Origin of the sequence: Nonomuraea ferruginea (assembly GCF_039540635.1) — a bacterium.
GTDB lineage: Bacteria > Actinomycetota > Actinomycetes > Streptosporangiales > Streptosporangiaceae > Nonomuraea > Nonomuraea ferruginea.
Genome location: NZ_BAABFD010000015.1, coordinates 12,310 through 23,927 on the forward strand (window position 1 = coordinate 12,310; position 11,618 = coordinate 23,927).

11 protein-coding genes are annotated in these 11,618 nt (G+C 72.3%); 8 read left to right on the forward strand and 3 right to left on the reverse strand.

Features of this window, described 5'->3' with window-relative positions:
• Positions 1 to 2: 2 nt before the first annotated feature.
• Together ABD999_RS26780 and ABD999_RS26785 are read right to left on the reverse strand one after the other, a co-directional pair.
• Positions 3 to 863 carry an SGNH/GDSL hydrolase family protein gene (locus ABD999_RS26780; RefSeq protein WP_271275584.1) on the reverse strand — a complete coding sequence of 287 codons (861 nt, stop codon included), beginning with the start codon at positions 861 to 863 and terminating at the stop codon, positions 3 to 5.
• Positions 864 to 912: 49 nt separating this feature from the next.
• Entirely contained in the window at positions 913 to 2,046 is a 1,134-nt protein-coding gene (locus ABD999_RS26785; protein ID WP_271275585.1) for an alkaline phosphatase PhoX, read from the reverse strand.
• A 203-nt stretch (positions 2,047 to 2,249) separates the two neighbouring features.
• On the opposite strand from ABD999_RS26785, the gene ABD999_RS26790 reads away from it, so the two are divergent.
• The 8 genes from ABD999_RS26790 to whiA all read left to right on the forward strand — a co-directional run bounded on the left by ABD999_RS26790 (position 2,250) and on the right by whiA (position 10,813).
• Positions 2,250 to 4,262: a hypothetical protein gene (locus tag ABD999_RS26790; RefSeq protein WP_271275586.1), complete on the forward strand. Its 2,013-nt coding sequence runs from the start codon at positions 2,250 to 2,252 to the stop codon at positions 4,260 to 4,262.
• A gap of 161 nt (positions 4,263 to 4,423) precedes the next feature.
• Positions 4,424 to 4,840 carry a Rieske (2Fe-2S) protein gene (locus ABD999_RS26795; protein WP_271275587.1) on the forward strand — a complete coding sequence of 139 codons (417 nt, stop codon included), beginning with the start codon at positions 4,424 to 4,426 and terminating at the stop codon, positions 4,838 to 4,840.
• Between the two features lie 105 nt (positions 4,841 to 4,945).
• Complete coding sequence (locus tag ABD999_RS26800; protein WP_148031258.1) at positions 4,946 to 5,410, forward strand: Rieske (2Fe-2S) protein; 465 nt, start codon at positions 4,946 to 4,948, stop codon at positions 5,408 to 5,410.
• A gap of 46 nt (positions 5,411 to 5,456) precedes the next feature.
• Positions 5,457 to 5,909 (forward strand): Rieske (2Fe-2S) protein, encoded by a 453-nt coding sequence (locus tag ABD999_RS26805; protein WP_219550072.1) that lies wholly within the window; start codon positions 5,457 to 5,459, stop codon positions 5,907 to 5,909.
• 89 nt (positions 5,910 to 5,998) lie between these two features.
• Positions 5,999 to 7,903 (forward strand): excinuclease ABC subunit UvrC, encoded by a 1,905-nt coding sequence (gene uvrC / locus ABD999_RS26810; RefSeq protein ID WP_148031260.1) that lies wholly within the window; start codon positions 5,999 to 6,001, stop codon positions 7,901 to 7,903.
• Entirely contained in the window at positions 7,900 to 8,769 is an 870-nt protein-coding gene (gene rapZ / locus ABD999_RS26815) for an RNase adapter RapZ (RefSeq protein WP_148031261.1), read from the forward strand. Before uvrC ends, rapZ begins: the two co-directional genes overlap by 4 nt.
• Positions 8,770 to 8,843: 74 nt before the next feature.
• A complete protein-coding gene (locus tag ABD999_RS26820) occupies positions 8,844 to 9,761 on the forward strand; it encodes a gluconeogenesis factor YvcK family protein (RefSeq protein WP_148031262.1) in 918 nt (305 codons plus the stop codon).
• Between the two features lie 71 nt (positions 9,762 to 9,832).
• The gene (whiA, locus tag ABD999_RS26825) at positions 9,833 to 10,813 is read left to right on the forward strand and encodes a DNA-binding protein WhiA (protein ID WP_148031263.1); all 981 of its coding nucleotides are present in this window, start codon (positions 9,833 to 9,835) and stop codon (positions 10,811 to 10,813) included.
• A 7-nt stretch (positions 10,814 to 10,820) separates the two neighbouring features.
• Here the strand turns inward: whiA and ABD999_RS26830 are convergent, their stop codons facing one another.
• Positions 10,821 to 11,432 (reverse strand): hypothetical protein, encoded by a 612-nt coding sequence (locus tag ABD999_RS26830; RefSeq protein ID WP_271275588.1) that lies wholly within the window; start codon positions 11,430 to 11,432, stop codon positions 10,821 to 10,823.
• Positions 11,433 to 11,618 lie beyond the last annotated feature (186 nt).

An 11,618-nucleotide genomic window follows, 5' to 3' on the forward strand; every position in this document is an offset into this window, starting at 1 on the left:
GGTCAGCGCGCGGAGTTCACGGCCGAGGTCACGATGGTGGCGAAGTTACGCATGCCCAGGGCGTTCGGATGGAACGGCGCCGCGGGCGAGGACGGGACGTACGGCTCGATCCAGCGCGTGCCCGAGGAGGCGCACGGGTCGTGGCCCACGCTGGGGGTCTGCAGGTCGATGAAGCCGATCCCGGCGGCGGCCGCCTGCTCGGCCAGCATCTGGTTGAAGTACTGCAGCGTCGCCCGGATGTAGTTCGCGTCCTGCCTGATGATCGGGACGCGCGGGTAGCAGCCGTCGGGCCGCGCGTACGTGGCGTACCCGACCATGAAGATCCTGGCCTGCGGTGACCGGGCCCGGATGTCGCCGGCCAGCCTGACCAGCGTGGGCCGCAAGGCGTCGGTCTTGACCCGCCAGCTGTCCTGGCCGTCCGGGGTGCGGTAGTCGTCGTTGCACGCGTCGCCGACCGGGGGCGGCAGCAGGTTGAGGCAGTCCTCGATGAAACCGGTCAGGCCGACGTCGTTGGCGCCGATGTGCACCGTGACCAGCGTGGTGTCCGGGCGCAGGGCGTCGAGCTGCGGAGGCACCGAGCCGAGCTCGGTGTTCTGGCGCTCGTACATGTCGCGGGTCTTCGCGCCCGAGCAGGTGACGTCGCGGAACGAGGCGGCGCCGATCGCCTGCGCGGTCAGGCGGGGATAGTTGCGGTCGGAGCGCAGGCAGCCCAGGTCGGGCAGCACCTGGTTGGGGATGAGCGGGCCGGCTGCGGCCGAGTCGCCGAGCGCGACGTACGACTCGGCGGCCCGCGCCTGGGCGGGCGGGGACAGCAGGAGGACCAGCAGGGGCGCGGCCAGGGCAGCGGTCAGACGTCGGATCATGCGGGGCACCTCTCGGGGGAGTGGGGGGTGGAGCGGTGCTGGGGGCGATTCAGTGGCGGAAGGGGCCGGTCACCTCGTACGTGACGCCGTCCAGGCCCGCGCTGCCGCCGCTGGAGCCTCGCTGGGAGGAGAAGTACAGGCGGGTGCCGTCGGGGGAGAACGCGGGCCCGGTGATCTCGGACCCGTCGTGGCCGTCGACGCGCAGGACGGGCGCCACCACCCCGTCCGGCGTGATGATGTTGATCTCCATGTTGCCGCCGTCCTCGGCCACGTACAGGTCACCTGTGGGCGCGCCGGTGATGTTGTCGACCCCGTCGAGCGTGCCGCCGCCGTCGTAGACCGAGCCGAGCCGCTCGCGGACCGCGTCGTACGCCCACACCTTGCGGTCGCCCTTGGCCGTGAAGTAGCAGACGCCGTTGGCGTAGTGGCAGCCCTCGCCGCCGTCGAAGTGCCTGGCCTGGCTCACCTGGTGCCGCGTCTGCCGCCGCAGGGTGCCGGGCGCCGGATCGGGGACCGGACGCCACTCCACCGGGTCGCCGCCGCACAGCACCTCCAGCCGGCCGCTCGACAGGTCGCCCCACGTGGACGGGACGAACCGGTAGAAGCAGCCGTCGTCCTCGTCCTCGGTGAGGTAGACGACCCGCCGGTCGGGGTCGCACGCGGCCGCCTCGTGCTTGAACCGGCCCATCGCCGGCCGCGGCTGCGCGATCCGCACGCCGTACGGGTCGGTCTCGTAGACGCGGCCCCGGAAGATCTCCTCACAGGACAGCCAGGTGTCCCACGGCGTCCTGCCGCCCGCGCAGTTGAGGTTCGTGCCGTCCAGGATGCGGTACGCGCGCTCGATCGAGCCGTCAGCCCGGAACCGGATCGCCGACGCGCCGCCGACCAGCGGCACCTCCGAGTTGGACACGTAGATCCAGCCGCCGCCGTCGGCGAAGCAGGCGCCGCCGTCGGGCGCCGGATGCCAGAGGATGCCGCCGACCGGCCTGCTCGACCGGGCGACCACCCGGCTGGTGAACCCCGCGGGCAGCGCGACGCCGTTGCCGTCGGGAGAGCCCAGCGGCCCGTACGGGCTCGTGCCCCGCACCACCCCGGCCACGGCCGCCTCCTGCCACAGCGAGCCGGGCAGGGCGACGGCGCCCAGACCCGCGGAGACCGTACTGAGGAACGTCCGGCGATGCATGGCGGCTCCCGAGGGGGTACGCGACGGCGTCCACACACGATGAGCCGCGGACGGGATCCTGTGAATTGGACGGGAACGTAAAGTCGGCGGCCGGTTGCTGTGACCCGTCACAAAACCGGTGCGGGGCCTGTGAAGGGGATTGACGGGACCGGGCGGGAGGCTGATCATCGGTACGCCCGACCGCTCTTCAGAAGGTGCCGCCCATGCGAGCCGTTGCCCGCGTCCTCACGCTCGCCACGGCCCTGGTCACGGCGCTCGTCACGGCGCTTCCTGCCCCGCCCGCCGCCGCGCGCCCGGCCGTCACCACCGGCCCGGCCGCGCCCGGATGTGATCCGATCGACCCGGCCGTCTGCCTGCTGCCGTTCCCCAGCGACCACTACACCGTGGCGGACCGGGGCACCGCCACCGGCCGCCGCGTCGCGTTCCCCGTCGAGGCGATGCCCCGCTCGGTGGCCGGAGTCCCCGTCGACCCCACCACGTGGAACGGCAACGACGGCTTCTCGCCCGGCTCGATGATCCTCACCCTCGTCCCCGGCCTCGACCTGGCCAGGACCGGCGCGGCCCCGATCACCCACATCGGCGCCTCGCTCGGCAGGGACGCGCCCATCGTCCTGCTCGACCTCGACACCGGTGAGCGCTGGCCGTACTGGGCCGAACTGGACGCGAACGCGCCGGAAGGCCGCCGGGCGCTCATCGTCCGCCCCGCCCGCAACCTGCGCGAGGGACACCGGTACGCGGTCGCGCTGCGCCACCTGCGCGACGCCGGCGGCGACCCGATCCCGCCCGGGGCCGCGTTCGCCGCCATCGCCGGCGCGCCGCTGCCGCACGGGCACGAGCTGCGGGACCGGCAGCGGGAGCTCCAGCCGGTGCTGCACGCGCTGCGCCGCCACGGCGTCCGCGCCGGCGGCCTCCATCTCGCCTGGGACTTCACCGTGGCCAGCGAGCGGAACCTGGCCGGCCGGGCCCTCGCCATGCGCGACGACGCCCTGCGCGGGCTGCGCGGGAACGCGCCCCCGTACGAGGTCACCGCCGTCACCGACCTCACCCCCGAGCAGGACGACAGGATCGCGCGCCGGGTCGAGGGCACCTTCCGGGTGCCGAGCTACCTCGACAGGCCCGGCGGGCCGCCCGGCTCCGGGCTGAACTACGGCCCGGACGGGCGGCCGGCCAGGCTGCCGGGGAACGAGCAGGTCGCCACGTTCCGCTGCGAGATCCCCCGCGTCGCCTTCACCCGCCCGGCCAGGCCCTCCCTGTACGGGCACGGGCTGCTCGGCAGGCACACCGAGGTGGGCGCGTCCAACGTCAGGACGATGGCGCAGCGGCACGGGTTCGTGTTCTGCGCCACCAAGTGGATCGGCATGGCGGACGAGGACATCCCCAACGTCATCGCCACGTTCGGCGACATGTCACGCTTCCACACCGTGCCTGACCGTACCCAGCAGGGCTTCCTGAACTTCATGTTCCTGGGACGCGCGATGACGGCCCGCGACGGCTTCACCGCCCACGCCGCCTTCAGGAACGAGCGCGGGCGGCCGCTCATCGACACCCGCGCCGAGCTCGTCTACGACGGCAACAGCCAGGGCGGCATCTTCGGCGGCGCGCTCGTCGCGCTCTCCACGGACATCCGGCGCGGCGTGCTCGGCGTGACCGGCATGAACTACAGCACCCTGTTCAACCGCAGCTCGGACGCGGCGCCCTTCCAGGCGGTGTTCGACCAGAGCTATCCCGACCGGCTGGAGCAGCAGATCATCCTGGCGCTCATGCAGATGCTGTGGGACCGCGGCGAGGCCAGTGGGTACGCCGCCCACATGACCGACGACCCGTACCCGGGCACGCCCCGGCACCGGGTGCTCATGCAGGTGGCGTACGGCGACCACCAGGTGGCCACGGTGACGGCCGAGGTCGAGGCGCGCACCGTCGGCGCCCGGGTCCGGCTCCCGGCCCTCGCGCCCGGCCGCTCACCCGACGCCGAACCGTACTGGGGCATCCGCGGCTTCCGCACCGCGCACGCGGGGTCGGCGCTGGTGGTGTGGGACAGCGGCACCCCGTCGCCGCCGCTCACCAACACGCCGCCGATGGAGGGCCCGCACGGCACCGACCCGCACGAGGACCCCCGCCGCACCCCGGCGGCCCAGCTCCAGAAGGCCGTCTTCCTCAAGACGGGAGTGGTGACGGACGTCTGCGGCGCTGCCCCGTGCCTATCGGCCCCCGAGTGAGAGCACCGCGACCGGCCCGAAGATCACATGCAGGGTCGGTCAGCGTCCCGGCGCCCGCTGAGGTCGCGGGTCGTTCGGGGCGGGGCGGAAGAGAGGGCGACAGGGGGTGGCCCTATCGTGAAAAGCCGGTAATGCGCAGGCCATGAAGGTCAGGGGAGGGCATGACGGTGGACGGGGGCTCCGTGATCGGGCGGCGGCAGGCGCTGGGCGCCGCGGGGGTGGCCGCGTGCGGCGTGTCGCTGGCGGCGTGCGGCGGCGAAGCCGAGAACCGGCAGGTGCCGGGCATCAAGGGCAAGGTCATCGCCAAGACCGCCGACGTCCCGGTCGGCGGCGGCACGGTGGTGAAGAAGTACAAGATCGTGGTGACGCAGCCGTCGGAAGGCGTCTACAAGGCGTACGGGGCGTCCTGCCCGCACCGCGGCTGCGCCGTCAGCACCCCGCGGGACAACGTGATGACCTGCCCCTGTCACGGCAGCGAGTTCGACGCCGGCACCGGGCAGGCCACGAAGGGCCCGGCCACCGGAAGCCTGGTCTCGTACCAGGTCAAGGTCGAGGGCGACGGCATCGTGGTCGTGTGAACCGGTAATTGTGCGTGGTTCTCCCGGGTTGGTGCGCGGCACGCTGAACCGCAGTCAGGTCGCCGGACGTACCTGAAGTGAAACCCGAACCTGGGAGGACGCACCATGACCGAAACGACGCGCCGGGCGGTGATGTTCGGAGCGGGCGGGGCCGGCCTCGCCGCGGTGCTCACCGCTTGCGCCAGCTACGGCTCACCGGCGGCGGAGCCGGCCCCGGACACGGCGGACCTGGCGGAAGAGCCCGACGGCGAGGAGTCGGCCGCCGCGCCCAAGAAGAAGAAGCCGAAGGCACTCGCCGACACCAGCGACATCCCCAGCGGTGAGGGAAAGATATTCAAGAACCAGGACGTGGTCATCACCCAGCCGTCGGAGGGCGAGTTCCGGGCGTTCAGCGCCACCTGCACCCATCAGGGCTGCGCGGTCGCCAGCGTGTCCAACGGCGTGATCAACTGCCCGTGCCACGGCAGCCAGTTCAGCATCGAGGACGGATCCGTGGTCCAAGGTCCGGCCGGCGAGCCGCTGGCAGAGAAAAAGATCAGTGTGTCAGGAGGCAAGATCAGGCTCGCCTAAGGCGCCTTTCATGGTTTTCTCACCTGGCTGCGGTTGGCTGTGGCGCATGGGAGAAGACCTCAAGAGCCGTAGAGCGGTGATCGCGGGTGTCGGCGCGGGCGGGCTGACGCTGGCACTGGCCGCCTGCGGCGGCAGCGACACCACGGCCGCGACGCAGGAACCGGCCGCTCCGGCCTCGTCCAGCGCCCCCTCGCAGGCCGCGCCCGCGCAGGGCGGGGGGCTGACGACGACCTCCGAGATCCCGGTCGGCGGGGGCAAGATCTTCGCGGACCAGAAGGTCGTCGTCGTGCAGCCGGCGCAGGGGCAGTTCAAGGCGTACGGCATCTCGTGCACCCACCAGGGCTGCCCGGTGGACAAGGTCGAGAACGGCGCCATCGTCTGCCCGTGCCACGGTAGCAAGTTCAAGATCGAGGACGGCTCGGTGAGCGACGGCCCGGCCACCAAGCCGCTGCCGGAGCACCAGCTCACCGTGGAGGGTGACCAGATCTCGCTGGCGTGACGTCCCGGCGCTCGCCCGCCTTCGCGGCGGGCGAGCCTGTCGGTGACGGCCACTAGGCTGGAATCGTGGCGCGATCAGGTGGCAGTCCGTTGAGTTTCCGTCCCCGGCCCGGCTCCATCCCCGATTCCCCCGGGGTCTACCGGTTCAGGGACGCTCACGGACGCGTGATCTACGTCGGCAAGGCCAAGAGCCTGCGCCAGCGGCTCAACTCCTACTTCGCCGACTTCTCCGCCCTGCACCCGCGCACCCAGACCATGCTGACCACGGCGGCCGACGTCGACTGGACCGTGGTCGCCACCGAAGTGGAGGCGCTGCAGCTCGAATACTCCTGGATCAAGGAGTTCGACCCGCGCTTCAACGTCAAGTACCGCGACGACAAGTCCTATCCGTACCTCGCCGTGACCATGGGCGAGGATTTCCCGCGCGTGCAGGTCATGCGCGGCGCCAGGCGCAAGGGCACCCGCTACTTCGGCCCCTACTCGCACGCCTGGGCCATCCGCGAGACCGTCGACCTGCTGCTGCGCGTCTTCCCGGTCCGCACGTGCAGCGCGGGCGTGTTCAAGCGCGCCGGCCAGATCGGCCGGCCGTGCCTGCTCGGCTACATCGACAAGTGCTCGGCGCCGTGCGTCGGCCGCGTCACCCCGGAGGAGCACCGCGCGCTCGCCGAGGACTTCTGCGACTTCATGGCGGGCAACACCAGCCGCTTCATCAAGCGGCTGGAGCGCGAGATGCGCGAGGCCGCCTCCGAGCAGGAGTACGAACGCGCCGCCCGGCTCCGCGACGACATCCAGGCGCTGCAGCGGGCGCTGGAGAAGCAGGCGGTCGTGCTCGGCGAGGGCACCGACGCCGACGTCGTCGCGCTCGCCGAGGACCCGCTGGAGGCCGCCGTCCAGGTCTTCTACGTGCGCGGCGGGCGCATCCGCGGCCAGCGCGGCTGGGTGGTCGACAAGGTCGAGGAGGCCGGCCCCGGCGAGCTGGTCGAGCAGTTCCTGCTCCAGATGTACGGCGACGCCGCCGCCGAGTCGATGCCCCGCGAGGTCCTCGTGCCCGCGCTGCCGCCCGACGCCGACGCCGTCGCCGACCTGCTGACCGAGCAGCGCCGGGCCCGCGTCGAGGTGCGGGTGCCGCAGCGCGGCGACAAGAAGGCCCTCATGGAGACCGTCGAGCGCAACGCCAAGGAGTCCCTCGCCCAGCACAAGATCCGCCGCGCGAGCGACCTGACCACGCGCAGCAAGGCCCTGCAGGAGATCGCCGACGCGCTCGACCTCGACCAGGCGCCGCTGCGCATCGAGTGCTACGACGTCTCCCACCTGCAGGGCGAGAACGTCGTCGCCTCCATGGTGGTGTTCGAGGACGGCCTGGTCCGCAAGAGCGAATACCGCCGCTTCGCGGTCAAGACCAAGGAGGGCGACGTCGCCGCCATCCACGAGGTCATCCTGCGCCGCTTCCGCCGTTACCTGGAGGAGCGCTCCGCCACCGGCGAGCTGACCCCCGAGGACGACGACGGCCACGGCCCCATCGACCCCGAGACGGGCCGGCCGCGCAAGTTCGCCTACCCGCCCAACCTGGTGGTGGTCGACGGCGCGGGCCCGCAGGCCGCCGCCGCGCAGCGGGCGCTCGACGAGCTGGGGGTCGACGACGTCGCCGTGGCAGGCCTGGCCAAGCGGCTGGAGGAGGTGTGGCTGCCGGGCGACGACCAGCCGGTGATCATGCCGCGCTCCAGCGAGGGCCTCTACCTGCTGCAACGCGTGCGTGATGAGGCACACCGGTTCGCCATCACCTACCATCGGGCCAAGAGGTCCAAGTCCGTCAAGGAGAGCGCGCTCGACAGCGTGCCCGGCCTCGGACCGGCGCGCCGCCAGGCGCTGCTCAAGCACTTCGGTTCCGTCAAGAAGCTGCGCGAGGCCACCGCGGAACAGATCCGCGAGGTCCCGGGCATCGGCCCCGCCACGGCCGAGGTGATCGTGTCGACCCTGAAGGGGGAGAGGCAGTGAAGACCACCGAGCCGGCGTTCGTCATCGTCACCGGCATGTCGGGGGCCGGGCGGAGCACCGCGGCCAAGGCCCTGGAGGACCTCGGCTGGTTCGTGATCGACAACCTGCCGCCCGGGCTCCTGTTCGCCATGGCGGAGGAGGCCGGCAAGGTCAAGCTCGCGGCCGACAAGGTGGCGGCCGTCGTCGACGTACGCAGCCTGGCGTTCACCACCGACCTCAACGCCGCCATCGAGGAGCTGGAGACGCGAGCCGTGCGGGTGCGCGTGGTGTTCCTGGAGGCCAGCGACGAGGAGCTGGTGCGCCGCTTCGAGAACGTCCGCCGCCCCCACCCGCTCCAGGGCGACGGCCGGCTCGTCGACGGCATCACCCGCGAGCGCGGCATCCTGCGCGAGGTGCGGGCCAACGCCGACCTGGTGATCGACACCACCGCCCACAACGTCCACGAGCTGCGCAACCGGATCGTCGCCTACTTCGGCGGCGACGACCGTCCCGGCCTGCGGCTCAACGTGGTCTCGTTCGGCTTCAAGTACGGCCTGCCGGTCGACGCCGACCTGGTCGTCGACTGCCGCTTCCTGCCCAACCCGCACTGGGTGCCCGACCTGCGCCCGATGAACGGCACCGACCCGGCCGTGCGCGACTACGTCCTCGGCCAGCCCGGCGCCAAGGAGTTCCTCGACTCGTACGAGGAGGTCCTGCGGGTGGTCGCGACCGGCTACGGCCGGGAGGGCAAGAGCTACGCCACGCTCGCCGTCGGCTGCACGGGCGGCAAGCACCGCAGCGTCGCCATGGCCGAGCAGCTCGCCGCGCGCCTGCGTGACCGCGGCATGGAGGTCCAGGTGAGCCACCGGGATGTGGGGCGGGAGTGACCGGTGGCAGCGGGCGCGGGTTAAGCGAACCACCGTTCTGGGCGGGGTCGCAGCCGCCGTCCGGAGGGCCCCGCGTGGTCGCCCTCGGGGGCGGCCACGGACTGTACGCGTCGTTGTCCGCGCTGAGGGTGGTGACCGACGCGCTGACGGCGGTGGTCACCGTCGCCGACGACGGCGGCTCCAGCGGCCGGCTCAGGCGCGAGCTGGGCGTGCTCCCGCCGGGTGACCTGCGCATGGCGCTGGCCGCGCTGTGCGGCGACGACGAGTGGGGCAGCACCTGGAGCGAGGTGGTGCAGCACCGCTTCCGCAGCGAGGGCGAGCTGCACGGGCACGCCGTCGGCAACCTGCTCATCGTGGCCCTGTGGGAGCTGCTCGGTGACCCCGTGGCGGGCCTCGAATGGGTGGGCCGGCTGCTCGGAGCGCACGGCAGGGTGCTGCCGATGGCCTCGGTGCCTCTCGACATCGTGGCGGAGGTCGAGCTCGACGGCGTGATCTCGACCGTGCGCGGCCAGGTGGCGTGCGCGCTGACCCCGGGCCGGGTGCAGGCGATCTCGCTCGTGCCCGAAGACCCGCCCGCGCGGCCGGAGGCCGTCGAGGCGGTGCTGGAGGCCGACTGGGTGGTGTTCGGGCCGGGCTCGTGGTTCACCAGCGTGCTGCCGCACCTGAAGGTGCCCGAGCTGGCCAGGGCGCTGCACGACACCGGCGCCAAGCGGCTGGTCACGCTCAATCTGGCGCCGCAGCCGGGCGAGACCGACGACCTCTCGCCGCAACAGCACCTGGAGGTGCTCAGGCAGCACGCGCCCGGTCTCTCGCTCGACGTGGTGCTCGCCGACGTCGGCGTGGTCGACGACCTGCCCGCGCTGGAGAAGTCGGCGGCGGCGTTCGGCGCCAGGCTGGTGACGGCCGACGTGGCGGCCCGCGACGGCTCCCCCCGGCACGACCCACGACGTCTTGCCTCCGTCCTGGACGAGATTTTCCTCCAGAAGCGTTGATCCTGGTCGGCGTGGCGCGAAGGTGCGAGAGGATGCTGTGAGCCGGTCTGTTTGGGGGAGGACTAACGCTCATGGCGATGACGGGTGTGGTGAAGGACGAGCTGAGCCGACTGTCTGTGCTCAAGCCCTGCTGCCGGAAGGCGGAGGTGTCGACGCTGCTGCGGTTCGCCAGCGGCCTGCACCTCGTGGGAGGGCGCATCGTGATCGAGGCGGAGCTCGACACCAACGCCACCGCGCGGCGGCTGATCAAGGACATCGGGGAGGTGTTCGGCCACAAGGCCGAGGTGCTGGTGCTGGCTCCCGCAGGGCTGCGCAAGGGGTCTCGCTATGTCGTGCGCGTCTATCGCGACGGTGAGGCGCTGGCCCGGCAGACGGGACTGATCGACAACCACGGGCGGCCGGTGCGGGGCCTGCCGCGGCAGGTGGTGGCGGGCGCCTCGTGCGACGCGGAGGCGGCCTGGCGCGGCGCGTTCCTCGCCCACGGGTCGCTCACCGAGCCGGGGCGTTCGATGTCGCTCGAAGTGACGTGCCCGGGTCCGGAGGCCGCGCTGGCGCTGGTGGGCTCGGCCAGGCGGCTGAAGATCCACGCCAAGGCGCGCGAGGTGCGCGGCGTCGACCGGGTCGTGGTGCGCGACGGCGACGCCATCAGCGCCCTGCTGACCAGGCTCGGCGCCCACGACAGCGTCCTGATGTGGGAGGACCGGCGGATGCGCCGCGAGGTCAGGGCGACCGCCAACCGGCTGGCCAACTTCGACGACGCCAACCTGCGCCGCTCCGCCAGGGCGGCGGTGGCGGCGGGCGCGCGGGTGCAGCGGGCGCTGGAGATCCTCGGCGACGAGGCGCCGGTGCACCTGGTGGTCGCGGGCCGGCTGCGGGTGGAGCACAAGCAGGCGTCCCTGGAGGAGCTGGGCCAGCTCGCCGACCCGCCGCTGACCAAGGACGCGATCGCCGGGCGGATCCGCCGGCTGCTGGCCATGGCCGACAAGCGCGCGGCCGACCTCGGCATCCCCAGCACCGAGGCCAACCTCACGGTCGACATGCTGACGTCCTGAGCGGCGCTCAGGCCTGGCCGCGGTCCGGCGGGAGGAAGAAGCTGCCGGTCGCGGTCGGGTCCGCCTTGGGCGGCTGGAGCGGCTCGAACGGGGCCCGATACTCGGGCTCCGGCTCCTTCTCCGCCGTCTCCTCCGGGTCCCGCTGCGGCTTCTCGGCCGCGGCGTGCCTGCCCGTACGGCGCAGGCGCAGGGCTCGGGAGAGGACGAGGACGAACGCGGGCAGGGCGGCGGCCGCCATGATGGCCGGCAGCGGCCACGAGGGGTCGAGCGAGTTCCAGAACTGCCGGGCGGCGCCCGGGAGCGCGTCGAGGAAGCCCTGAAGGGTCAGCGGCGCGGCCGCGGTGTCCGCGCCGAAGCGCTGCGCGCCGACGGTCGAGAACACGTACGCGCCCATGACGATCAGGCCCCCGGGCACGGCCGCGGCCGCGAACAGGGCCGCGAAGAAGGACAGCAGGACGCTGCGGGGGCGGACGAGGCGGATGGCCCAGCCGACGAGTACGCCCACGACGAACGCGAGCGCGGCGAGGACCGGGATCCCGTCCCCGAAGGCGCGCAGCGACGAGGGCAGCCGGTCCATGAAGATGACGGCGGTCCCGAATCCGGCAGTGCAGATCAGCATCGTGATCAAGCCGATGACCAGGCCTGAAAGCAGGCCGGATCGTTGTCTTGACATCTCAGCCCCCAGAGAATGCCCGAGTTTACTCCGATGAGTCGGGCACTTTACTCGAAGTGCACAAAGCGCGCGTAACGAACCGCCATTCACGGCGAGGCGGGACCGCGTGGTCTAAACCAATTTAGGTCCGAT

Excerpts from the sequence above, each read along its gene's own strand:
- ABD999_RS26780 (WP_271275584.1), bottom strand. The coding sequence starts at position 863 with ATGATCCGACGTCTGACCGCTGCCCTGGCCGCGCCCCTGCTGGTCCTC.
- ABD999_RS26785 (WP_271275585.1), bottom strand. The coding sequence starts at position 2,046 with ATGCATCGCCGGACGTTCCTCAGTACGGTCTCCGCGGGTCTGGGCGCC.
- ABD999_RS26790 (WP_271275586.1), top strand. The coding sequence starts at position 2,250 with ATGCGAGCCGTTGCCCGCGTCCTCACGCTCGCCACGGCCCTGGTCACG.
- ABD999_RS26795 (WP_271275587.1), top strand. The coding sequence starts at position 4,424 with ATGACGGTGGACGGGGGCTCCGTGATCGGGCGGCGGCAGGCGCTGGGC.
- ABD999_RS26800 (WP_148031258.1), top strand. The coding sequence starts at position 4,946 with ATGACCGAAACGACGCGCCGGGCGGTGATGTTCGGAGCGGGCGGGGCC.
- ABD999_RS26805 (WP_219550072.1), top strand. The coding sequence starts at position 5,457 with ATGGGAGAAGACCTCAAGAGCCGTAGAGCGGTGATCGCGGGTGTCGGC.
- whiA (WP_148031263.1), top strand. The coding sequence starts at position 9,833 with ATGGCGATGACGGGTGTGGTGAAGGACGAGCTGAGCCGACTGTCTGTG.
- ABD999_RS26830 (WP_271275588.1), bottom strand. The coding sequence starts at position 11,432 with ATGCTGATCTGCACTGCCGGATTCGGGACCGCCGTCATCTTCATGGAC.